The organism is Mycobacterium sp. P7213 (assembly GCF_900604305.1).
Taxonomy (GTDB): Bacteria; Actinomycetota; Actinomycetes; order Mycobacteriales; family Mycobacteriaceae; genus Mycobacterium.
In genome coordinates, this window is sequence record NZ_UWOA01000035.1 from 26,417 (window position 1) to 50,382 (window position 23,966).

At 67.3% G+C, this 23,966-nt stretch carries 17 protein-coding genes and 2 tRNA genes; 9 read left to right on the forward strand and 10 right to left on the reverse strand.

All coding sequences use genetic code 11. The annotated features are described in order from the left end of the window. Positions 1–13 precede the first annotated feature (13 nt). From EJK91_RS14485 to EJK91_RS22455, 3 genes are read right to left on the reverse strand one after another with little or no spacing between them, the layout of a single operon-like run. Positions 14–355 carry a DUF3817 domain-containing protein gene (locus tag EJK91_RS14485; protein WP_046300333.1) on the reverse strand — a complete coding sequence of 114 codons (342 nt, stop codon included), beginning with the start codon at positions 353–355 and terminating at the stop codon, positions 14–16. Next, the gene (locus EJK91_RS14490) at positions 352–723 is read right to left on the reverse strand and encodes a hypothetical protein (protein WP_206430422.1); all 372 of its coding nucleotides are present in this window, start codon (positions 721–723) and stop codon (positions 352–354) included. Before EJK91_RS14490 ends, EJK91_RS14485 begins: the two co-directional genes overlap by 4 nt. Positions 724–757: 34 nt before the next feature. Then, complete coding sequence (locus EJK91_RS22455; RefSeq protein WP_241178705.1) at positions 758–1,162, reverse strand: LAGLIDADG family homing endonuclease; 405 nt, start codon at positions 1,160–1,162, stop codon at positions 758–760. A gap of 408 nt (positions 1,163–1,570) precedes the next feature. Between EJK91_RS22455 and EJK91_RS14500 the strand changes: the two genes are divergently transcribed. Further along, positions 1,571–1,657 (forward strand) — tRNA-Leu (locus EJK91_RS14500). 36 nt (positions 1,658–1,693) lie between these two features. Here the strand turns inward: EJK91_RS14500 and EJK91_RS14505 are convergent. Beyond that, positions 1,694–3,226, reverse strand: coding sequence for a hypothetical protein (locus EJK91_RS14505; RefSeq protein WP_125079271.1), 1,533 nt, complete (start codon positions 3,224–3,226; stop codon positions 1,694–1,696). 403 nt (positions 3,227–3,629) lie between these two features. On the opposite strand from EJK91_RS14505, the gene EJK91_RS14510 reads away from it, so the two are divergent. Next, positions 3,630–4,001, forward strand: a complete 372-nt coding sequence (locus tag EJK91_RS14510; RefSeq protein WP_125079272.1) for a DUF732 domain-containing protein — start codon at positions 3,630–3,632, stop codon at positions 3,999–4,001. Positions 4,002–4,006: 5 nt separating this feature from the next. On the opposite strand, the gene EJK91_RS14515 is transcribed toward EJK91_RS14510, so the two are convergent. Continuing rightward, complete coding sequence (locus EJK91_RS14515; protein ID WP_164517973.1) at positions 4,007–5,263, reverse strand: MFS transporter; 1,257 nt, start codon at positions 5,261–5,263, stop codon at positions 4,007–4,009. 121 nt (positions 5,264–5,384) lie between these two features. On the opposite strand from EJK91_RS14515, the gene EJK91_RS14520 reads away from it, so the two are divergent. The 5 genes from EJK91_RS14520 to EJK91_RS14540 all read left to right on the forward strand — a co-directional run bounded on the left by EJK91_RS14520 (position 5,385) and on the right by EJK91_RS14540 (position 18,590). After that, a complete protein-coding gene (locus EJK91_RS14520; RefSeq protein ID WP_444850822.1) occupies positions 5,385–6,092 on the forward strand; it encodes a DUF1906 domain-containing protein in 708 nt (235 codons plus the stop codon). Between the two features lie 435 nt (positions 6,093–6,527). Then, a complete protein-coding gene (locus EJK91_RS14525) occupies positions 6,528–15,773 on the forward strand; it encodes a type I polyketide synthase (protein WP_125079274.1) in 9,246 nt (3,081 codons plus the stop codon). 27 nt (positions 15,774–15,800) lie between these two features. Further along, positions 15,801–16,190, forward strand: a complete 390-nt coding sequence (gene acpS / locus EJK91_RS14530; protein WP_024443488.1) for a holo-ACP synthase AcpS — start codon at positions 15,801–15,803, stop codon at positions 16,188–16,190. 51 nt (positions 16,191–16,241) lie between these two features. Further along, positions 16,242–17,591, forward strand: coding sequence for a dipeptidase (locus tag EJK91_RS14535; RefSeq protein ID WP_125079275.1), 1,350 nt, complete (start codon positions 16,242–16,244; stop codon positions 17,589–17,591). Between the two features lie 54 nt (positions 17,592–17,645). Next, positions 17,646–18,590, forward strand: coding sequence for a LysR family transcriptional regulator (locus tag EJK91_RS14540; protein ID WP_024443490.1), 945 nt, complete (start codon positions 17,646–17,648; stop codon positions 18,588–18,590). Positions 18,591–18,602: 12 nt separating this feature from the next. Here EJK91_RS14540 and EJK91_RS14545 read toward each other — a convergent pair whose 3' ends face one another. Both EJK91_RS14545 and bcp read right to left on the reverse strand, forming a co-directional pair. Then, positions 18,603–19,640: an FAD/NAD(P)-binding protein gene (locus tag EJK91_RS14545; RefSeq protein ID WP_125079276.1), complete on the reverse strand. Its 1,038-nt coding sequence runs from the start codon at positions 19,638–19,640 to the stop codon at positions 18,603–18,605. A 209-nt stretch (positions 19,641–19,849) separates the two neighbouring features. Further along, entirely contained in the window at positions 19,850–20,323 is a 474-nt protein-coding gene (gene bcp / locus EJK91_RS14550; protein WP_046300342.1) for a thioredoxin-dependent thiol peroxidase, read from the reverse strand. Between the two features lie 92 nt (positions 20,324–20,415). Between bcp and EJK91_RS14555 the strand changes: the two genes are divergently transcribed. Continuing rightward, the gene (locus EJK91_RS14555) at positions 20,416–20,643 is read left to right on the forward strand and encodes a DUF3618 domain-containing protein (protein ID WP_024443493.1); all 228 of its coding nucleotides are present in this window, start codon (positions 20,416–20,418) and stop codon (positions 20,641–20,643) included. A 117-nt stretch (positions 20,644–20,760) separates the two neighbouring features. On the opposite strand, the gene EJK91_RS14560 is transcribed toward EJK91_RS14555, so the two are convergent. Together EJK91_RS14560 and EJK91_RS14565 are read right to left on the reverse strand one after the other, a co-directional pair. Then, the gene (locus tag EJK91_RS14560; protein ID WP_024443494.1) at positions 20,761–21,732 is read right to left on the reverse strand and encodes a hypothetical protein; all 972 of its coding nucleotides are present in this window, start codon (positions 21,730–21,732) and stop codon (positions 20,761–20,763) included. A gap of 249 nt (positions 21,733–21,981) precedes the next feature. Beyond that, positions 21,982–22,054, reverse strand: a tRNA-Lys gene (locus EJK91_RS14565). A gap of 235 nt (positions 22,055–22,289) precedes the next feature. On the opposite strand from EJK91_RS14565, the gene EJK91_RS14570 reads away from it, so the two are divergent. After that, positions 22,290–23,438 carry a L,D-transpeptidase gene (locus EJK91_RS14570; RefSeq protein ID WP_369797615.1) on the forward strand — a complete coding sequence of 383 codons (1,149 nt, stop codon included), beginning with the start codon at positions 22,290–22,292 and terminating at the stop codon, positions 23,436–23,438. A 15-nt stretch (positions 23,439–23,453) separates the two neighbouring features. Here the strand turns inward: EJK91_RS14570 and EJK91_RS14575 are convergent. Beyond that, positions 23,454–23,966 (reverse strand): hypothetical protein (locus EJK91_RS14575; RefSeq protein WP_206430423.1); only part of this gene is annotated, 513 nt, incomplete at its 5' end.

A 23,966-nucleotide genomic window follows, 5' to 3' on the forward strand; every position in this document is an offset into this window, starting at 1 on the left:
GACGCCGCGGGGCTCAGAGGTTGAACTGGGCCTTGATGTTTCGGGACTGGAAGTGCTCGACGATGATGCCGAGCAGCGGAATGGTGCCCGACAGCAGCACCCCGACGGTCTTGCCGAGGGGCCAGCGGACCTTGACCGCCAGGTTGAACGCGGCCAGCAGGTAGGCGAAGTACACCCAGCCGTGCACCACGGCGATCCAGGTCGGCGGGTTGTCCACCTTGACCACGTAGCGCATCACGATCTCGTAGCACAGGGCGATCAGCCAGACACCCGTTGCCCACGCCATCACCCGGTAGGGCAGCAGCGCGCTGCGGATCTTCCCGGCGGGGGCGGCCTGGGCGGGGGAGGAGGTCATGCGGTGTTCCTGTTCTGTCGGGCGGTCTCGGAGAGCTCGGCCAAATAGGCGTTGTACTCGCGCATCGCGGGGTCATCGGTGGGGGCGGCGGGCGCGGGCCGTTCCGGCAGCAGCCCCGCGGGTATCTCGGTCAGCGTGTCTTCGGGGTGCAGTTCGGGCGGCTCTTCTTCGTAGCGGACGAACTTGCGATAGGCGTACACGCAGAACCAGGCGAACAACGGCCACTGCAGCGCGTAGCCGAGATTCTGGAAGGTGCCGTTGACCTCTTGGAACCGGCTCCACTGCCACCAGCCCAGGCCCAGGCACGAGCTGGCGGCGACGATCACCAGCACGACCAGTGCAGGTCTCCGACGCCGTGTAGTGGACACCCCTTGACGGTACCGCGCTTGGTGCGGAATGCCGTCAGGCCTTCGGGCCGACGAACTCGTCGAGTCGCGCCGTGGCGGCTTTGCGATACACGGCGATCTGGTACGTGCTGTTCTGCGTCCACGGAATCCCGAGACGATCTAGCGCCGCACAGAACAGGCCGCGGATATCGTCGGAGCGGTTGGAGAAGTGGTAACGGACGCTTCGCACACCGCGGTCATTGGCCACCGTCCGGCAGCCGTCGCTGTCGATGAGGCCGCGAATGAACTCCTCGGTCGCCTGCTCGACGAGCGCTTGCTGCCACGCTTCCAGCCGGATCGGCCGATGATGCTTCTTGCCGGGGCCGTGCTGGGGGAAAAGGCAGGGCCAGTGTTTCGAGTACAGGTAAACCTCGATGCAATGATCGGAACGATGAAATGCCGCGGCGCGTTGACCAGGCATCAGTACGTCGATCGCGCTGCGGCAACGCTCAACGATTCGCGGGTACTTGGCATCGAGGGTGATCCTGAGACGGCATGCTCGGGCGTATTGGGAGATACAGCCATCGCCCAGGTACAGGCCGAGCAGGTAGCAGTATTCAGCTGCTGGTAGGCGAGAGAAATCATGGCTGCGGCCAGCAGATGCGTGCCGAACCTTGGGGCCATGCCGCCATTGACACACAGTGCGCCGAGGAACAGCGGTCTGGCGAGCGATAGCGCAGTCGCTGAGCCCCGAGGCGATGAGTCGCTGTACAGCGTCGAATTCCTCGGTGGATCGGATGTTCCGGCCTTTCCGCGCGTTGTGCCCAAACGTTAGTTCGGAACACCGACAGATATTTCGATCGGCTGGCCCAGTAGAATTCGTGCGTCCGCGGGCGTGATGGAATTGGCAGACATGATGGCTTTAGGTGCCATTGCTCGAAAGAGCGTGAGGGTTCGAGTCCCTCCGCCCGCACCATTGGGAACTGGGTTGGCAGGGGGATGCCCCGAGCCCCTACAGCCCGAAGCTGTCCCAGATGCTCGACAGCGAACTCCAGAAGTCGGTGAGGTCACCCGACAGATTCCCGGTTGGGTCGGCGACGCCGAGCAGGTCCGGCCAGACCTGCAGCGGGTTCCACCCACCCAACTCCGTTGGTACCGAGGGAACGTCGACGCCGCTGTCCGGGCCTCCGGTTCCGGTCCAGGGACCCAGGTACCCCGGGTCGGTCATCAGCCCCGAATTGACGAGAAGCTCGGCCAGGTTGGGGTTGATGCTGTTGAGGTAGTCAACGATCTGCGCCTCGGTGCCCGGGTTCAGCGTGAGCACCCCGGTTTGCAGGCCGGCCACGGTGGCGTCGATCTGGTCTTGGGTCGGCGCGTTCGCCAGACCTGAACTGTTTAGGCTGAGCCATTCGCTGATCAGCGGGCTGGGCGGCCCGACGTTTTGGATGGACTGCACCAGGTCCGCCGTGGTGAGACCGAAGGGCGGCGCGAACGGAGGCTGGTCGCACAACGCCGGGCACAGCGGGCTGCCGGGGGAGAACGGGTCGAAGTCCACCACCGCCCCTGCGGCCAAAGCCTTCAGGGCCTCGGATACGTCGTCCGGGCCGACCAGCTGGAAGCCGTTCGGATTGACCGGCGCCTCCAGGCTCTGAAACCACTGTTCGAACGGCCCGAGCGGGTTGAGCTGAACGTTGACCCCTGACCACGGCATCAAGTTCTGCCCGTCGGGTCCGGAGGCGGTGCCCGGGAAGCCGAAGCCCGGTTGAGCCTGACTGCCCGGTACCGCGTCGAGCGGGGCGCCGGGCACCGAACCGCCCGGGCCGATACCCGCTGAAGGGTCCGCGATTCCGGCGGCCGTCGGGTTGGCGGTGTCAGCTGCTGTGCTGGGGAACTGATATCCGTTGAGCAGCCGCTGCAACGGCACCTGCAACCAGTGGCTGAATAGCGGCAACTGGTTGTCGGCATTGGGAAAGTTTGTGAACACCTTCTCGAAGTCGATCAACTTGTCGATCCCGGTGACACCGGTGATCGGGTCCGTCGGCACCATCGGGGCGCATTGGACGGCGTCGCACGAGGCGCTGACCGGGAGCTCGGCTGCGGCCAGCATGGCGAACTGCTGCCCCAGGCCCGCGGTCCCGTTTGCCAGCAGGGTCGGATCGATCTCTGGCTGGTCGAGGCCTGAGACCTGCGGAGCGAACGGAAACAGGTAGTCGAAGATGGCCATGAAGTGCCCCGGGTCGCCGGGGTCCTCGCCCCACAGGTTCGTCGCGCTCGGCGTCCACCAGGTGCCGGTCCAGAAAAAGGAGTCAGCGAGTACATCGGTGGCGGCGACTTCGTTGGCCGGAACATTGAAGAAGTCTTGGGCCAGGTTGAAGGGGACGTTGAGCAGGGAGTCGCCGGCCACCAGGCGCACCGCCCGCTCGACAGCCGACCTCCCCGCCGGCCACGGCGTGACCGGCGCGACGGTGGCCGCGACCACGACGCTCGCCGCGGCCAGCAACCAGCCCGTCCGCGCATGCCGATGACAGTGTCGTGCGTTGATCATGTCTTCCCCCGATAGTCAGACCACCCAGGTGGTTCGACCGTCCCCCTTGACGGCGCATCAGCCGGGCGGTGCTGCGAAGACGAGCGCGACCTGCTGAAAGCGTGAGACGAACGATAGACCGGGTTTCTGATAGGTCCATCCCATCCAGCTAATAAATTCGACGCCGCGCGTCGCGACGCCGTCTTGGGGGATAGAAGGCCTATTGAACAGCTATTCTGTTCCGCGACAGTAGGAAAATGGTGCGCTCGACAGCCGACTGTCAGCACCCCTACAGCTAATACGGGGGTGAAGCGGCTGTAGTGAAGGACGAAGGTCGGTTCGCCGGCCGCTCAAGTTCGCCCGTCCGGTGCTCCCGCCGGTGTCAGAATGAACGATGCAGTCGTCCGAGGATTGGTGCAACACGATGAAAACGTGGGTGGCCAGCGCTTTCAGCGTCGCGATGGTCGGTGCCGGAGTTCTTGCGCCACTACCGGTTGCCGCAGCGCAACCTGACGACGACCAGGTGTTCTTCGACGAACTGCAGCAACAGGGGTTGCATCTCGACTACGACAAACAGATCTGCGGCAGCATCAAGTGCGAGTCGCTGCGCAATCTGATGGTGCAGGAGGGCCACGCCGTCTGCGTGGCGCTGAGCGATTCGCCCCGGCTGGTGCCGGTTTCGGTCATCGCGAATCTGGAAGTGACACCCGACGAGGCGCACGCCATCATCAACGCGGCTCGGCACGCCTACTGCCCGCAGCTGCCGGATCCGTATCTACATGTACCGGGGCGCTGATTGGTTCAATGCTCGGAGACGGTCACCGGTATGGGAGTTTCCCCGAACGTCTCGGAGTCTCGTGCCCTGCGGGCGTAGATCACCACGCCGACCGCGGCCACCGCCCAGACGACGTACTGCATGGTCCAGGCCAGCCGGAACGCGGCGAATGAGTAGCCGCCGGTCATTGCGATGACCACCCCCATCGCCTGCATGATGAGCAGGGTGGCGATGAAGCCGCCGGTATTGACCATGCCTTGCGCGGTGCCCAACGAGGCCGGCGGGTTGTAGGTGCGGGCAAAGTCGAAGGCCAGCATCGACACTGGCTGACCCGCCGAGATCACCAGGATCAGCACCACCAACAGCCAGTGCGGCGCGGGCTGCGGCAGCGCCAGCAGCACCGTCCAGGTCAGCGCGATCAGCGCCATCATGGTCAGCGCCACCCGCGAACGGTGCCCCGGCCAACGTCCCGAAATCGTTCCGGCCAGCAGTCCCACCACGATGAAGGGCAGTACCGACAGCGTCAGCGCCGCGCCCGCCATGCCGCGCGAAAGGCCTTGCGCGGTTGTCAGGTATGGCACCCCCCACATCAGCGCGAACACGCCGGGGGAGAACGCGTTGCCCATGTGGGTGTAAAAGCCCGCCTTAGTCCCCGGCCGCGACCACACGGTCTTGATCTCACCGAACGCGTCGGCAAAGCTTCGTGCGTGCACGGCGGCCGGCGTTCCCGGCGGGGCGTCGCGGGTGACGGCCAGTGTCAGCATGCCGGCGAACAGGCCCAGCCCTGCGGCCGACAGGTAGGCGGCCGTCCAGCCGCCGTGCAGCAGGATCGCCAGGAACGGCACCGCCGAGAGGAACTGGCCGAACTGGCCGCAGATGCCGGTCAGCTGGGTGAGCAGCGGAACACGCTTGGGGGCAAACCAATTGGGCAGCAGCCGGATGACCGAGATGAAGATGAACGAGTCGCCCAGGCCGATGACGCCGTACGCGCCGACCGCGGTGGGAAGCGAATGGGTCAGTGACAGCGTCAGTTGGGCGGCGGAGAGCACCAGGACGCCGGTGGCGATCATCGCCCGGGGGCCGAAGCGGTCCAACAGCACTCCGGCCGGAATCTGCATGCCCGCGTAGATGACCAATTGCACGATCACGAACGACGACAGCGTGCTCGGGCCGGCGTGGAAGCGATCGGCGGCGTCGAGGCCCGAGACTCCGAAAGTGGTTCGGTCCAGCACGGCCACCAAATAGGACAGCAGGCCGGTGCCCCACACGATCCAGGGACGCAATTCGGGCCTACCTTGTCTGTCTTTTGCCGGACACCGGCTATGGTCGCACACGATTTCGGCGCGGTTTGCGCCGGTGACCGGCCAAAACTGCGCCAAAGTCTGTCCTAGTCTGTGTCGCGTGATGTTTTCACGGCGCGACATGTTCAAACTCACCGCGGCGGCAGGACTCGGCGCCGGGGTTTCGGCGCTGCTCGCCGCGGTCGCCGAGGCGGCGCCGCTGGGCATTCTGCTGGACTACTCGGCCGGGGTTTTGCCGGCCGACGCCATCAAGGCGTCCGGCGCGGCGGGTGCGATCCGCTATGTGTCGGACCGTCGGCCGGGCGCCGACTGGATGCTCGGCAAGCCGATGCAGCTGGCCGAGGCGCGCGACCTGCAGGAGAACGGACTCACGGTGGTCTCCTGCTACCAGTTCGGAAAGCAGGCGACGGCGGATTGGCTGGGCGGCCACGACGCGGGTGTAGACCACGCCAAGCGTGGCGCACAGCTGCACACGGTGGCCGGTGGACCGGACAGTGCGCCGATCTACGCCTCCATCGACGACAATCCGTCCTTCGAGCAGTACAAAGAGCAGGTTGCTCCCTACCTGCGGGGCTGGCAGTCGGTGATCGGGCCGGAGCGCACCGGTGTCTACGCCAACTCCAAAACCATTGAGTGGGCGCTGCAGGACGGTCTGGGCTCGTGCTTCTGGCAACACAACTTCGGCTCACCCGGCGGTGTCGCCCATCCGGCGGCCAACTTGCATCAAGTCGAGATCGACAGGCGCACGGTCGGCGGCATTGGTGTGGACATTAACGAGATCCTGGCGCCCCAGTTCGGTCAGTGGGCCTGACCAAGCTCCGGCCCGCCGTCCGCCCAGCAAACCAGCTCCGAAACGGGCTGCGAAGGCCTGGGATCACCGGGCCCGTTCAGGCTCGGAGCCCCGGGCACCGCCAAACCCAGTTGGCCTGGCTGATTCAAACATAACGATTAGATAACAATGGAGCCTTGATCAGCGTCGTTATGGCTACTCGACCGTAACCCCACGCATGCAGGACGTTTGTCCCGGATCGTTCCGGCCGTGGTCAAGGCCCGTGATATCCGAGGCTGGGTTACCCGAGCGTAGAACTCACCAGTAACCAATTTGCTGCCGAAACGGCACAGGTTCTTATGACACTCTTACGGCTGTAGCGCGGCCGCGAACACGCGAGAACCCGCTGTTAGGCCGGTCATTCCGGCCGGCGTCGACGACGACGCGACGTTAACCAGGGCAGGGGAGATACATACCGTGACGATCCACGAACACGACCGGGTTTCCGCTGAGGGCGCAGGCTCGGGGCGGTTCCCCAGTGCCTCGTCCGCTCTGGTGGATCGGTTGACGGGCGGCGAGCCGTACGCGGTCGCCTTCGGTGGACAGGGCAGTGCCTGGCTGGAGTCGCTCGAGGAGCTGGTGTCGTCGGCCGGCATCGAGACGGAGCTGGCCACGCTGGCCGGTGAAGCGGACCTGCTGCTCGAGCCGATCGCCAAGGAACTTGTGGTGGTCCGGCCCATCGGCTTCGAGCCGCTGCAATGGGTGCGGGCGCTGGCCGCCGAGGACCCGATCCCGTCGGCCAAGCAGCTGACTTCGGCGGCCGTGTCGGTGCCGGGAGTGCTGCTGACCCAGATCGCCGCTATGCGGGCGCTGGAGCGCCAAGGGCTGGACCTGGCGGCCACCCCGCCGGTCGCTGCGGCCGGGCACTCGCAGGGCATCCTGGCCGTCGAGTCGCTGAAGGCCGGTGGCGCCACCGACGTGCAACTGCTCGCGATCGCCCAGCTGCTGGGGGCCGCCGGAACGCTGGTCGCCCGGCGCCGCGGCATTTCGATCCTGGGCGACCGCCCGCCGATGGTCTCGGTCACCAATGTTGACCCCGAGCGCATCCGGCAGCTGCTGGACGAGTTCTCCCAGGACGTGCGCACGGTGCTGCCGCCGGTGCTGTCCATCCGCAACGGTCGCCGTGCCGTGGTGATCACCGGGACGCCCGAGCAGCTGTCGCGCTTCGAGTTGTACTGCGAGCAGATCGCCGAGAAGGAGGCCGCCGAGCGCAAAAACAAGCTGCGTGGTGGAGCGGTCTTCGCCCCGGTCTTCGAGCCGGTTCAGGTCGAGGTCGGCTTCCACTCGCCTCGCCTGTCCGACGGCATCGAGATCGTGGCGCAGTGGGCCGCCCAGATAGGTTTCGACGCCGAAGGTGTCGCGTTGACCCGCAAGCTGGCCGACTCGATCCTGGTCGGCGAGGTCGACTGGGTCGACGAGGTCACCACGCTGCACGATGCGGGCGCCCGCTGGATTCTGGATCTGGGACCCGGCGACATCCTGACCCGGCTGACCGCGCCGGTGATCCGCGGCCTGGGCATCGGCATCGTGCCGGTGGCCACCCGCGGTGGGCAGCGCAACCTGTTCACCATCGGTGCCGTCCCGGAGGTCGCCCGGCCGTGGACGAGCTACGCCCCCTCGGTGGTGCGGTTTCCCGACGGTCGGGTCAAGCTCGACACCAAGTTCACCCGGCTGACCGGCCGTTCGCCGATCCTGCTGGCCGGTATGACCCCGACGACCGTCGACGCCAAGATCGTCGCCGCGGCCGCCAACGCCGGGCACTGGTCTGAGCTGGCCGGCGGCGGGCAGGTCACCGAGGAGATCTTCAACGACCGGGTCGCCGAGCTCACGACGCTGCTCGAGCCGGGCCGCACCGTCCAGTTCAACTCGCTGTTCCTGGACCCCTACCTGTGGAAGTTGCAGGTCGGCGGTAAGCGGTTGGTGCAGAAGGCGCGTCAGTCCGGCGCGCCGTTCGACGGGCTGGTGATCAGTGCCGGCATCCCCGAGCTGGAAGAGGCTGTCGAGCTGATCGCCGAGCTCAACGAATCCGGCATCAGCCACGTGGTGTTCAAGCCCGGCACCGTTGAGCAGATCCGGTCGGTGATCCGCATCGCCGCCGAGGTCCCCACCACGCCGGTGATCGCCCACGTCGAGGGTGGCCGCGCCGGTGGGCACCACTCCTGGGAAGACCTCGACGACCTGCTGTTGGCGACCTACTCCGAGCTGCGCTCGCAGCCCAACATCACGCTGTGCGTCGGCGGCGGAATCGGCACCCCCGAGCAGGCCGCCGAATATCTGTCCGGCCGTTGGTCGCAGCAGCACGGCTTCCCGTTGATGCCCGTCGACGGCATTCTGGTCGGGACCGCGGCAATGGCCACCTTGGAGGCCACCACGTCGCCGGCAGTCAAGCAGATGCTGGTGGACACCAAGGGCACCGACCATTGGATCGGCGCCGGTAAAGCGCAGGGCGGCATGGCTTCTTCGCGCAGCCAGCTCGGTGCCGACATCCACGAGATCGACAACGTCGCCTCGCGGTGCGGCCGGCTGCTCGACGAGGTCGCCGGTGACGGCGAGGCTGTCGCGGCGCGTCGCGACGAGATCATCGCGGCGCTGGCCGACACCGCCAAGCCCTACTTCGGCGATGTCACCGAGATGACGTACGCGCAGTGGCTGCGCCGCTACGTGGAATTGGCCATCGGTGCGGGCGACTCGACCGCCGACACCGCGTCACCGGACAGCCCGTGGCTGGCCGACACCTGGCGGGAGCGGTTCGGTTCGATGCTGCAGCGCGCCGAAGCGCGGCTCAACGAACTCGAGTCGGGTCCGATCGAGACCCTTTTCGCCGATTCCCAAGGCACACAGTCGATCCTGGAGCGTCCCGAAGAGGCCATCGCGGCGCTGCTGGCTCGCTACCCCGAGGCCGAGACCGTCCGGCTGCACCCGGCCGACGCGCCGTTCTTCACCCAGCTCTGCAAGACGCCGGGCAAGCCGGTCAACTTCGTGCCGGTGATCGACAAGGACGTGCGCCGTTGGTGGCGCAGCGACTCACTGTGGCAGGCGCATGACGCCCGCTACACCGCCGAGCAGGTCTGCATCATTCCGGGCATCACCGCGGTCGCCGGGATCACCCGGGTCGACGAGCCGGTCGGAGAGCTGCTGGACCGCTTCGAGCAGGCGGCAGTGGACCAGGTGCTCGCCACGGGCGTGGAGCCCACCCCGGTGACGGCGCGCCGTCAGGGCCGCACCGATGTGACCGGCCCGCTGGCCGTGCTGCTCGACGCCCCCGACGTGCTGTGGGCGGGTCGCACCGCGACCAACCCGGTGCACCGGATTGCCGACCCCGATGAGTGGCAGGTGCACGAGAATCGCACCGCCACCCACCCGTCGACCGCGGCACGTCTGGAGGTCGCCTCGGACTCGAGCGTCGTACTGAGCGTGCCGTTGTCCGGTGTCTGGATCAACATTCGCTTCACCGTGCCGGCAGCCGTCGTCGACGGCGCCACCCCGCTGGTCTCCACCGAGGACGCCGCCGCCGCCATGCGCGCGGTGCTGGCCATCGCCGCCGGTGTCGACGGCCCGGAGGCCCTGCCGCCGGTGACCGATGGCTCGGCCACCGTCACCGTGGAGTGGAACCCCGAGCAGGTCGCTGACCACACCGGGGTGACCGCAACGTTCGGCGCGCCGCTGGCGCCGGGTCTGTCCACCGTGCCCGACGCACTGGTCGGCCGGTGCTGGCCGGCGGTGTTCGCCGCCATCGGCTCGGCCAGCACCGACACCGGGTTCCCGGTTGTCGAGGGTCTGTTGTCCCTGGTGCATCTGGACCACGCGGCGCAGCTGCTCGCCCCGTTGCCGGCTGAACCGGCCGAATTGCGCGTCACCGCAACGGTGTCGGCGGCCACCGACACCGAGGTCGGCCGCGTCGTTCCGGTCTCGGTCACCGTGGCGGCAGCCGATGGCGCCGTGCTGGCCACGCTGGAGGAGCGCTTCGCGATCCGCGGACGCACCGGTGCCGCGGAACTGACCGACCCGGTCCGGGCCGGTGGTGCGGTCTCCGACAACGCCACCGACACCCCGCGCCGCCGTCGGCGCGACGTCACCGTGACCGCACCGGTGGACATGCGCCCGTTCGCGGCGGTCTCCGGCGACTACAACCCGATCCACACCGACCGGGCCGCAGCCCTGTTGGCCGGCCTGGAATCACCCATCGTGCACGGCATGTGGCTCTCGGCCGCGGCCCAGCACGTGGTGACCGCCACCGACGGCCAGGCTCGTCCACCGGCGCGACTGGTCGGCTGGACCGCGCGCTTCCTAGGCATGGTCAAGCCCGGCGATGACGTCGACTTCCGGGTGGACCGGGTCGGAATCGACCTGGGCGCAGAGGTTCTGGAGATCAGCGCACGGATCGGTTCGGACCTGGTGATGTCGGCTACCGCCCGGCTTACCGCCCCCAAGACTGTCTATGCGTTCCCGGGACAGGGCATCCAGCACAAGGGCATGGGCATGGAGGTCCGTGCCCGGTCCAAGGCCGCGCGCAAGGTCTGGGACTCCGCGGACAAGTTCACCCGTGAAACCTTGGGCTTCTCGGTGCTGCACGTGGTGCGCGACAACCCGACTTCCCTGATCGCCTCCGGTGTGCACTACCAGCATCCCGAGGGCGTGCTGTACCTGACCCAGTTCACCCAGGTGGCCATGGCCACAGTGGCCGCCGCGCAGGTCGCCGAGATGCGCGAGCAGGGGGCGTTCGTCGAAGGTGCGATCGCCTGCGGTCACTCCGTCGGTGAATACACCGCGCTGGCGTGTGTCAGCGGTGTCTACGAGCTCGAGGCGCTGCTGGAGGTGGTGTTCCATCGCGGCTCGAAGATGCACGACATCGTCCCGCGTGACGCCATGGGACGCTCCAACTATCGGCTGGCGGCCATCCGGCCGTCGCAGATCGATCTCGATGACGCCGACGTCACCGCGTTTGTCGCCGAAATCTCCGAGCGCACCGGCGAATTCCTGCAGATCGTCAACTTCAACCTGCGCGGCTCGCAGTATGCGATCGCCGGCACGGTAGCCGGCCTGGAGGCGCTGGAGGCCGAGGTCGAGCGGCGCCGTGAGATCAGCGGCGGCAAGCGGTCTTTCATCCTGGTGCCCGGCATCGACGTGCCGTTCCACTCCGAGGTGCTGCGTATCGGCGTGGACGACTTCCGGCGTTCGCTGGAGCGGGTCATGCCGCGCGATCAGGACCCGGCGCTGATCGTCGGCCGTTACATCCCCAACCTGGTTCCCAAGCCGTTCACCCTGGACCGGGAGTTCATCCAGGAGATCCGCGACCTGGTGCCGGCCGAGCCGCTCGACGAGGTGCTGGCCGACTACGACACCTGGCGCAACGAGAAGCCGGCCGAGCTGTGCCGCAAGGTCGTCATCGAGTTGCTGGCCTGGCAGTTCGCCAGCCCGGTGCGCTGGATCGAGACCCAGGACCTGCTGTTCATCGAGCAGGCCGCCGGCGGGTTGGGCGTGGAACGGTTTGTCGAGATCGGGGTTAAGACCGCTCCGACGGTCGCCGGACTGGCCACCAACACGCTCAAGTTGCCCGAGTACGCCCACAGCACCGTGGAAGTGCTCAACGCTGAGCGCGACGCCGCTGTGCTGTTCGCCACCGACACCGACCCGGAGCCGGAGGAGGTGGTTGAGGAGGATTCCGGCGCCGGCGCGCCGGAGGGTGCGCTCAACCCCGATGTCGCCCCGGCCGTCGCCGCGGCTCCGCCTGCGGCTCCGTCCGGTGCTCCCCGCCCCGACGACATCGCGTTCGACGCCGCCGACGCCACCTGCGCACTGATCGCGTTGAGCGCCAAGATGCGCATCGACCAGATCGAGGCGCTGGACTCCATCGAGTCCATCACCGACGGCGCGTCTTCGCGGCGCAACCAGCTGCTGGTGGACCTGGGTTCGGAGTTGAACCTGGGCGCCATCGACGGCGCCGCCGAAGCCGACCTGTCCGGGCTCAAGTCGCAGGTGACCAAGCTGGCCCGCACCTACAAGCCCTACGGCCCGGTGCTGACCGACGCGATCAACGACCAGCTGCGCACCATTCTCGGACCGTCGGGCAAGCGGCCCGGTGCCATCGCCGAACGGGTCAAGAAGACCTGGGAGCTCGGTGATGGCTGGGCCAAGCACGTCACCGTCGAGGTGGCGTTGGGGACCCGCGAGGGCACCAGTGTCCGGGGCGGCGCCTTGGGCGGTTTGCACGAGGGCGCGCTGGCCGACGCCGCGGCCGTCGACAAGGCCATCGATGCGGCCGTGCAGGCCGTCGCCGCACGCCGTGGTGTTGCGGTCAGCCTGCCGTCGGCAGGCGGTGGCGGCGGCGCGACCGTGGACGCCGCCGCGCTGGGCGAGTTCACCGCCCAGATCACCGGCCGCGACGGTGTGCTCGCCTCAGCGGCCCGGCTGGTGTTGGGCCAGCTCGGGTTCGATGATGCAATGAGCGCCCCGGCAGGTGCCACCGACAGCGAGCTGATCGACTTGGTGACCGCCGAATTGGGCTCGGACTGGCCGCGGCTGGTGGCGCCGGCCTTCGACGGCCGCAAGGCGGTGCTGTTCGACGACCGCTGGGCCAGTGCCCGCGAGGACCTGGTCAAGCTGTGGCTGGCCGACGAAGGCGACATCGACGCCGACTGGCCCCGCCTCGCCGAGCGTTTCGAAGGCGCCGGCCACGTGGTCGCCACCCAGGCGTCCTGGTGGCAGGCCCGGGCACTGGCCTCCGGCCGGCAGATCCACGGCTCCTTGTACGCGCGGATCGCCGCCGGCGCGGAGAACCCGGGCCGGGGCCGCTACAGCGACGAGGTGGCGGTGGTGACCGGCGCCTCCAAGGGCTCGATCGCGGCATCGGTGGTCGGGCAGCTGCTCGACGGCGGTGCGACCGTCGTCGCCACCACGTCTCGACTCGACGACGAGCGGCTGAGCTTCTACCGCGACCTTTACCGTGACCACGCCCGGTTCGGTGCCGCGTTGTGGGTGGTGCCGGCCAACATGGCTTCCTACTCCGACATCGACGCACTGGTCGAATGGGTCGGAACGGAGCAGACCGAAAGCCTTGGACCGCAGTCGATCCACCTCAAGGACGCGCAGACCCCGACGCTGCTGTTCCCGTTCGCGGCGCCGCGGGTCACCGGCGATCTGTCGGAGGCCGGTGCACGTGCCGAGATGGAGATGAAGGTTCTGCTGTGGGCGGTGCAGCGCCTCATCGGCGGCCTGTCGAAGATCGGCGCCGAGCGTGACATCGCCTCCCGGTTGCACGTGGTGCTGCCCGGCTCGCCCAACCGTGGCATGTTCGGCGGTGACGGCGCCTACGGCGAGGCCAAGGCGTCACTGGACGCGCTGGTGTCGCGCTGGAAGGCGGAGTCCTCGTGGGCTTCCCGGGTCAGCCTGGCCCACGCGCTGATCGGCTGGACTCGCGGCACCGGGCTGATGGGCCACAACGACGTCATCGTCGATGCGGTCGAGGAAGCCGGCGTCACCACCTACTCGACCGAGCAGATGGCGGCCATGCTGCTGGACCTGTGCAACGTCGAGTCCAAGGTGGCCGCGGCCAACGCCCCGATCGAGGCCGACCTGACCGGTGGGCTGGCCGAGGCGAACCTGGACATGGCCGAGCTGGCTGCCCGGGCTCGTGAGGAGATGACGAGCGAAGCCGCAGCCGACGACGAGGCTGATGCCGGCAACACCATTGCGGCACTGCCGAGCCCGCCACGGGGCCACACTCCGGCACCCCCGCCGGCCTGGGCCGACCTCGACGTCGACCTCGCCGACCTGGTGGTCATCGTCGGTGGCGCCGAATTGGGCCCGCTGGGCTCGTCACGGACCCGCTTCGAGATGGAGGTCTCCGGCGAGCTGTCGGCCGCTGGGGTGCTCGAGCTGGCCTGGACCACCGGCCTGGTCAAGTGGGAGGACGACCCGACCCCGGGTTGGTATGACACCGCGACCGGCGAACTGGTCGACGAGGCCGAGTTGGTGGAGCGCTACCACGACGCCGTGGTGGAACGCGTCGGTGTTCGCGAGTTCGTCGATGACGGCGCGATCGACCCCGACCACGCCTCACCGCTGCTGGTCAGTGTGTTCCTGGACAAGGACTTCTCGTTCGTGGTCTCCAGCGAGGCCGACGCCCGGGCGTTCGTCGAGTTCGACCCCGAGCACACCGTGGTGCGCCCGGTGCCGGACTCCTCGGACTGGCAGGTGATCCGCAAGGCCGGCACCGAGATTCGGGTGCCGCGCAAGAGCAAGCTGTCGCGCACCGTGGGTGCTCAGATCCCCACCGGATTCGACCCGACGGTCTGGGGGATCAGCCAGGACATGGCCACCTCCATCGACCGGGTGGCGCTATGGAACATCGTCGCGACCGTTGACGCGTTCCTGTCGGCGGGCTTCACCCCGACCGAGTTGATGCGCTGGGTGCACCCGTCGTTGGTGGCCAGCACTCAGGGCACCGGCATGGGCGGCATGACCTCGATGCAGACCATGTACCACGGCAACCTGCTCGGGCGTGCCAAGCCGAACGACATCCTGCAGGAAGTTCTGCCCAACGTCGTTGCCGCACACGTGGTTCAGAGCTACGTCGGGTCCTACGGCGCGATGATCCACCCGGTGGCCGCCTGTGCCACCGCGGCGGTCTCGGTCGAAGAGGGCGTCGACAAGATCCGGCTGGGCAAGGCCGAGCTGGTGGTCACCGGCGGCTACGACGACCTGACCCTGGAGGCCATCATCGGCTTCGGTGACATGGCGGCCACCGCCGACACCGAGATGATGCGGGCCAAGGGAATCAGCGACTCGAAGTTCTCCCGCGCCAACGACCGGCGCCGGTTGGGCTTCGTCGAGGCGCAGGGCGGTGGCACCATTCTGCTGGCCCGCGGCGACCTGGCCGCCAAGATGGGCCTGCCGGTCCTGGCGGTGGTGGCCTACGCGCAGAGCTTCGCCGACGGTGTGCACACCTCGATCCCCGCTCCGGGGCTGGGCGCGCTGGGCGCGGGCCGGGGCGGCAGGGACTCGGTGCTGGCCCGTTCGCTGGCCAAGCTGGGTGTGGGCGCCGATGACATCGCGGTGGTCTCCAAGCACGACACCTCGACGTTGGCCAACGACCCCAACGAGACCGAGTTGCACGAGCGGCTGGCCGATTCACTGGGCCGCTCTGACGGTGCGCCGCTGTTCGTGATCAGCCAGAAGAGCCTCACCGGGCACGCCAAGGGCGGCGCGGCGGTCTTCCAGATGATGGGCCTGTGCCAGGTGCTGCGCGACGGGGTGATCCCGCCGAACCGCAGCCTGGACTGTGTCGACGACGAGCTGGCCACTGCCGGGCACCTGGTGTGGGTGCGCGAGACGCTGGAGCTGGGGGAGAAATTCCCGCTCAAGGCAGGTTTGGTCACCAGCCTGGGCTTCGGTCACGTGTCTGGTCTGGTCGCCCTGGTGCACCCGGCGGCGTTCCTGGCGGCGCTGGACCCGAGTCAGCGCGCGGCGTACGAGGAGCAGGCCAACGCCCGGGTTCTGGCCGGTCAGCGGCGACTCGCCTCAGCGATCGCCGGCGGCAAGCCAATGTATGAGCGGCCCGCCGACCGGCGGTTCGACCACGACTCGTCGGAGAAGCGCCAGGAGTCGGCCATGTTGCTCAATCCGGCGGCACGGCTCGGCGACGGCGACGTCTACATCGGCTGAGCACATGCGGTCTGTAGGTTTGGGCGCGTGAGCATCGTTGGTGTCGGGATCGACCTGGTGTCGATCCCCGACTTCGCCGAGCAGGTCGACCAACCCGGGACGGTGTTCGCCGAGACGTTCACCCCCGGGGAGCGGCGCGACGCCTCCGACAAAAGTTCGTCGGCGGCGCGGCACCTGGCGGCCCGCTGGGCGGCCAAGGAGGCGGTGATCAAGGCGTGGTCCGGTTCGCGGTTTGCGCAGAAACCGGTGTTGCCGGAGGCGATTCACCGGGACATCGAGGTGGTCACCGACATGTGGGGACGCCCGAAGGTGCGACTCTCCGGTGAGATCGCGCAGCATCTGGCCGAGGTCACGATCCACGTGTCGCTGACCCACGAGGCCGATACCGCCGCCGCCGTCGCGATCTTGGAGATCTGACGGCCGAGCAGTCGGGAAAGCGCCCCAAATAGCGCGTCGTAGGGTGCTTTTATGTCTGCTCGTTCTAGTGAACTGATCCAGCGAGTCCGCGACATCCTGCCGTCGGTGCGGGCTGACCTGGAGGGTCTGGTGCGCATCGAGTCGGTGTGGGCCGACCCCGCGCGACGACCCGAGGTGCACCGCAGCGCCCAGCGCGTCGCAGACCTGCTGAGCCAGGCCGGTTTCCCGCAGGTGCAGATCGTCGCCGAAGGCGGTGCGCCGGCCGTCATCGCGCACTATCCGCCGCCTCCGGGTGCCCCGACTGTGCTGCTCTACGCGCACCATGACGTGCAGCCCGAAGGCGACGTGGCGCAGTGGGATTCACCGCCGTTCGAACCCACCGAACGCGACGGGCGCCTCTACGGCCGCGGCACCGCCGACGACAAGGCCGGTATCGCAACGCATCTGGCGGCATTCCGGGCACACGGCGGCCAGCCGCCGGTCGGTGTGACGGTCTTCGTCGAAGGCGAGGAGGAATCCGGGTCGCCGTCGCTGGGGGCACTGCTCGCCGCGCACCGCGACGCGCTGAGCGCCGACGTGATCGTGATTGCCGGCTCCGACAACTGGAGCACCGATATCCCCTCGCTGACGGTGTCGCTGCGGGGACTGGCCGACTGCGTAGTAGAAGTCGCGACGCTGGACCACGGGCTGCACTCCGGGCTGTGGGGTGGGGTGGTGCCCGACGCGCTGACCGTCCTGGTGCGGCTGCTGGCCAGCCTGCACGACGACGACGGGAATGTCGCGGTCGCCGGGCTTCACCAGAGCACCGCGGCACCAGTCGACTACCCACCCGAGCGCGTGCGGGTCGACACCGGACTGCTGGACGGGGTGGCCGAGATCGGCTCCGGTTCGGTGCCGCAGCGGATGTGGGCCAAGCCGGCGATCACCGTCATCGGTATCGACACCACGAGCATCGCGGCATCGTCGAACAGGCTGATCCCGCGGGCCCGCGCCAAGATCAGCATGCGGGTGGCTCCCGGCGGGGACGCCGCCGCTCACCTGGAGGCGCTCACCGCTCATTTGCAGCAACACGTCCCGTGGGGAGCACAACTAACCGTCATCCCGGGCGACGTTGGGCAGCCCTACGCGATCGACGCCACGGGCCCGGTGTACGACGCGGCCCGGGCCGCGTTCGCCCAGGCGTGGGGCGTCGAACCCATCGACATGGGCATGGGCGGTTCCATCCCGTTCATCGCCGAGTTCGCCGCCGCCTACCCGCAGGCGACCATCCTGGTCACCGGGGTGGAAGATCCCGGCACCCAGGCACACAGCATCAATGAGAGCCTGCATCTGGGAGTGTTGGAACGCGCCGCCACCGCCGAAGCGCTGCTGCTGGCGAAGCTGGGGGATCAGCCCGCCTGATGACCGGTCCCTGATCGACGGGCCCACAAGGGCCATTTGTGATTGCATGGGGAGATGGCGCTGAGCCCCCGCATGCCCGATTTGCCGGCGTTCGAGATGTTGGTGGCTATCGCCAGAACCGGCAGCCTCGGCGCTGCCGGCCGGGAATTGGGGCTGACGCAGCAGGCGGTTTCGGCACGCCTGTCAGCGATGGAGGCCCAGACCGGTGTGCGACTTGTGAGCCGTAGTGCGCGTGGTTCGCAGTTAACCTCGGCCGGGGCGGTCGTGACGGAGTGGGCAGACCAGCTACTGGATATTGCCAGTCACGTCGACGCCGGGATGGCTTCGTTGCGGTCCGCCAGCCGTAAGAAGATGAAGGTGGCTGCGAGTCTCACGGTTGCCGAACAGTTGATGCCGCGCTGGATCGTGACACTGCAGGCTTCCGCCACGCGAACCGGTCGCCAGGCACCGGAGGTCATTCTGACCGCCACCAACAGCGAGCAGGTCATCGCGAGCGTGCGAGGCGGAGCGGCGGACCTGGGCTTCATCGAGAGCCCGGGAGCGCTGACCGGTATTCGAAGCCGTGTTGTTGCGCGCGACGAACTCGTGGTGATCGTGCCGCCGGACCACAAATGGGCGCGTCGCATCAACGGCGTGACCGCCGCAGAACTCAGCCAGACCCCGCTGGTCGTGCGTGAACAGGGTTCGGGAACGCGTGACTCGCTGACGTCGGCGCTGCGTGCGGTCTTGGGCCACGAGGTGGCACAGCCACGTCCGGCATTGGAACTGTCTTCGTCGGTCGCCGTTCGTGGGGCCGTACTGGCCGGAGCCGGGCCGGCGGTGATGAGCAGGTTGGCGGTCGCCGATGACCTTGCGGTCGGCCGGCTCCGCAGCGTCGAAGTACCGGAACTGGACCTGCATCGTGATCTCAGGGCGATCTGGGCGGGCGGGCGCACACCGCCGGCCGGTGCCGTCCGGGACCTGTTGAGCCACATCGGCGGCGCCAACCCACCGCGCTGAAGCACGTCTCGGCTATGTCCCGTACTGCAACCACAGGGGCAGAGCGCTGTTGAGCCGCTGCATGAACTTGATCAGTCCGATCCGATACTGCCCAGATCCGAACGAGTCGATTCCGTACTCGGGGAAGGCAATCCCGACCCCGAACAGTCCCGGGGCAATGATCCCGGTCACCGGATCGTATTCCAGCTCCCCCCACTGCGGGGTCGCGGGGAGCTGCCGCCGGGTGAACCCGACGGTGTAGACAACGTGGCTACAGGCCTGCAGCTGCTCGGCGAACTCCTTGTCGTCGACCCGATACCGCTCCAGGCGCTCCGGGAAGGTTCCGTCGATGTTCTCGCGGGCCCACGTTGCGGCATTTCCCTTCAGGCCAGTGTCGTCGAACAGAATCTGATCACCTAGGTAGACAGCGTATTTCGTCGGGCTTCGATAGAAGTTGACGATCTTGCGGACCCGGGTGTCCAACAGGTTGGGCAGGGCCACCATAGATGAGTGTGACGAGCCGAAGACGGCCACCGTGGCATCGTCCAACGCCAGCTGTCCGAGCTTGTCGGGGTTCAGCGCCACGTCGATCGGAATCTCTTGCAGGTGGGGGTGATAGAGAGTCTTGGGAACCGAGCCGACGGCCAGAATCACGTTCTTCGCTTCGATCTCGGTGTCCGGGGTGCTCACCAACCAGTGGCGGTTGCGCAGGGTGAGCTCGGTTGCCACCGTGCGAAGGGCGGTGACCCGCTCGTTTAGGTGTTGGGAGATCCACACCAGCGGATCGGCGATCAGGCCGAGTGGGCAGGTCTGCCCGGGATCGATGTCAGTCAGCTCAAAGTGCGGCGCTTCGGCGAAGCGGAACGACGGGGAGCCGTTCAAGTAGTCGAGGAAGAGCGACACATGGGTGTTGCCCGGGACGGCGCGCCATTTGGTGCCGACGTCCCCGGCGGCAAAGTCGGGATCGATCCAGACGATCTCGTTCCCGGGGATGCCATGGTCGAGCAGTCGGCCCACCGCGGCGATGCCTGCGGGTCCCGCTCCGATCACTGCCCAGCTATGCCCAGTCATCTTCCTGCCTTCCAACGGGGTAGGAGTAGCGCGCCGTGTTGGTCGCTCGATCCGGCGGCTACCCAAGCCCGACCGTTGGAAACAATGCTCCGCCCGCCGCCAGCCCGTGACTAGTGGGGTTGTTCTTGTCGGCCCACAATTAGTAGTTGTGAGCTGCGGTCAACGCCCCCCGGCTGCCGCCGAGCGCTCGCCTTTATCGAGGGCGGGGGTCAGACCGACAGATCGCGCCGCAGTTTCGCGACGTGCCCCGTTGCCCGCACGTTGTACTGGGCCTCGGCGATCTTGCCCTGCTCGTCGACGACGAACGTCGAGCGGATGACGCCTTGCACGGTCTTGCCGTACATCTTCTTCTCGCCGTAGGCGCCCCAGGCCGTCAACACCGATCGGTCCGGGTCGGACAGCAGCGGGAAGGTCAACCCCTCGGCGTCGCGGAATTTGGCCAGTTTGGCGGGCTTGTCGGGGGAGATCCCGACCACGTCGAGGCCGGCGTCGTTGAAGTCGCGCAGGTTGTCGCGGAAGTCGCAGGCCTGCTTGGTGCAGCCGGGGGTCGAGGCCGCCGGGTAGAAGTAGACGACGACCCGCCGTCCCCGGTAGTCGGCCAGTGACACGGTGTTGCCGTCGGCGTCGGGAAGGCTGAACGCGGGCGCTTCATCGCCGGGCGCCAGGCGTGCGGTGTCGGTCAACAACTGCCCCTTTCTGCTCGCCGGGGCCTGAGACGAACCCCGGCTGCTCTAGGGTAGTTCGACAGGGTCAGCATCGGACAGGGAGGACGACAGTGGCGGAACGCGATCCCGACACGATCAAAAAGGACATCGATCAGGCCCGCGAGCAGCTGGCGTCGACGGTCGATATTCTCGCGGACCGGGCCAACCCCCGTCGGCTGGCCGACCGCGCCAAGGCCCGGGCGGTCGAGATCGTCACCCAGCCGGTGGTAATGGCGTCGCTGGCCGGTGTCGGCGGAGTGATCCTCATCCTGACCATTCGCCGAATCCGCAACCGCTGAGATCTGCGCGCGCGACCGCGAAACGGGGTCTGGTGGCGCACTGAAGCCAAACGGCCGGGAGGGGACTCAGTGTCCCTTCCCGGCCGTCGGTGCGTTCTACCGCTGCAACCCTGGGGCTTACAACAGGTCGCCGTCGATCTCGGGGACGGGCAGGATTTCCACGGCATTGACCGGCAGATCCGCGGTGCCCACCGTGAGTGCCTCGGCGGCGCGCGCCGGCCAGTCCACCAGCAGCAGGTCGAAGATGCTGTCGTTGTTGATCAGGCCCACGAAGACAGCTTCCGTCTCGGGGACGACATAGCCGTTGACCAACGTGTTCACCAGGTCCGCGGGGGCACTCAGGAGCGCTTCGAAGTCACCGCCGAGGACGTTGGTCAGGGTTTCGGTCAGCTGGTAGAAGACGCCGATCATCGGCGCCATCATGGTCTGGCTGACCGCCTTGATGAAGGCCCACGCGTCCAGGGGGCCGATGAACTCGTTGAGCAGACTCGACATGTTCTCCGCCTCGCGGGCGGGGATGGACAGCACCGGGCCCATCGCCTTGCCGATGTCCTCAATGCCGTACAGCGTCCAGATGTTGAGTTCGTTGAACGCCTCGAACGGGTTTCCGTTGGCGAGAGCCTCGCCCATGCGCTCCAGGAGCACTTCAAGGCCCGGGTATTTCACATCCTGGCCTTCGACGCCGAAGATCATCTTCTCGAACGCCTCACCGATACCGGCAAAGCCCGAAGTGACGAACCGCGGCTCCATGCCCGGGCGGGCGTCCAGCGGGACGTCCTCCATGCCGATGATCAGCTGACCGTAGTCGACCCAGTTGCTGCCCAGCTGGCCGATCACATCGAAGACGTTGGCATCGTTGAACAAGGTGCTGAGGTTCTCCGCGGTGCGCTCGAACACCGAAGACCAGCCGAAGAAGCCCTCGATTCCGGCGGTCAGCTGTACCGCCTGGTGCCGGACTTCTTGCACGGCCGGCGCGACCGGATGAACAGCCACCAGGCCGGCTCCCGCAACAGCAATCCCGGCAGCCGCCAATCGGGTCGTCAGACCGGTCTTGGTCCTGGTCGCATTGGGTTGGACGGCGAAATCCACGGTAGCTCCTTAGTTGTTGTCTGAGCTGCACCCTAGAGTTAGAGAGCAGAAGTCTGCGAGGTCGCTGATAGACATTACCATAGGCAAGGCTAACCTAGCCGGGTAAAAGTGTGATGGCGGTGACGCCGGTCCCCGGGGCGGCGATGCGGTAGCTGGAGACCTGAGCGCGGCCCGTTGGAGGGAATGGACTTCGAAACGGTCAGCTACCCCCGAGGGTGTAGCGGAGTATCTAACATCGTCCGAACTAAGTGCGCCGTCAGGGTTTCGAACCCCGGACCCGCTGATTAAGAGTCAGCTGCTCTACCAACTGAGCTAACGGCGCCGTGCGGTGAAGAACCGCGAAAGAGACAATAACAGGCGCCGCGCCGGGGGACGAAATCGCGACGTCAGAGCGCTCCTGCGGACGGCACAGCGGCAGTTTCGATAACCCACTAGACTGCCTGCGAGCAGCATCAGCACGGTCAGGTGGGAAAAGCATGGGGCAGGTTGGTTTGGCGGAACGCTGCCGGGGGTTCGGGTCCCGGGCAGCTGCATTGCTGATGGTTCCGGCCACGGTAATGAGCTTGAGTGCGTGTGGTAGCAGCGCCGACGCCGAAGCGGCGAAGATCATCACCGACAAGGGCACCCCTTTCGCTGACCTGCTTATTCCCAAGGTCACTGCGTCGGTCACCGACAAGGCTGTCGGGGTCGCGGTGGACGCGCCGGTGACCGTGACCGCCGAGGACGGCGTGCTCGATTCGGTCACCATGGTCAACGAGTACGGCGCAATCGTCGACGGCAAGCTCAGTGCCGACGGGTTGACGTGGGCGACATCCGAGCAGCTCGGCTACAACAAGCGCTACACGGTCAACGCGAAGGCGTTAGGCCTCGGTGGCGTGACCAGCCGGCAGATGACGTTTCAGACGCACTCGCCGCAGAACCTGACCATGCCCTACGTCATGCCGCGAGACGGCGAGGTCGTCGGCGTCGGTCAGCCGGTGGCGATCCGGTTCGACGAGAACATCGTTGACCGCGAGGCAGCCGAGAAAGCGATCACCATCACCACCGATCCTCCGGTGGTGGGCGCGTTCTACTGGCTGAACAATCGTGAGGTCCGCTGGCGGCCGCAGGCCTTCTGGAAGCCCGGAACCAACGTCGACGTACAGGTCAACACCTACGGGGTGGATCTGGGCAACGGGGTGTACGGGCAGGACGACGCGGCCAGCCACTTCGTCATCGGCGACGAGGTGATCGCCACCGTCGACGACGACACCAAGTCGATGGTGGTGCGGATCAACGGTGAAGTGGCCAAGACCATGCCGGTCTCGATGGGCAAGGAAAGCACCCCGACCAACAACGGCACCTACATCGTCGGCGAGCGCTTCGCGCACATCGTCATGGACTCGTCGACCTACGGGGTACCGGTCAATTCGCCCAACGGGTATCGCACCGACGTGGACTGGGCCACCCAGATCTCCTACAGCGGTATCTTCGTGCACTCGGCGCCGTGGTCGGTGGGAGCCCAGGGCTACGCCAACACCAGCCACGGCTGCATCAACGTAAGCCCCAGCAACGCGCTGTGGTTCTATGACCACGTCAAACGCGGTGACGTGGTGCAGATCAACAACACCATCGGCTCGCTGTTGCCCGGCAACGAGGGCCTCGGCGACTGGAACGTGCCGTGGTCGCAGTGGCAGGCCGGCAACGCCAAAGACTCAGTGCGCTAGACACATTAGGCGCCGTCAGGCCGGGGGCGGTCCGGCTTCCTCGCGCAGGTACTCCTCGCTGCCATTGGGGTAGCCCCCGCCGAACGTGGTGATATGCACGTGGTCGTAGTGGCCGTTACCGCCACCGCTGGGTCCGGCCGGTGTGTAATAGGTACCGCGCCAGATCGCGTCCTGCATGGCGAATCGACCGGCGTTCTCCCGGACGTAAGCGACGATCTGGTCTCCCAACGCGATGCCCTCCGGGCTGCCGGCGTTGGGGATCATCACGTCGATGGCCAGTCCGGACGGATGCCAGCGCTGACCATCGGGACGCACCCCGATCATGTCGTGAATCTGCGGGAACGCTTCGCTGATGCTGCGCGCGACGAGGATCGTCTTGACCTGCATGCCGCGCTCGTTGACGATCCCCGGCGGCAGCGCGTGCGGCGCCGGCATGGACCAGTTGGTCACCAGATCGGGTGCGGGCGGTCCCCAGTCCTGCGGAGGAGGCGGAAGGTCTTCCGGTGGCGGGGGCGGCCCGTCTTCGGG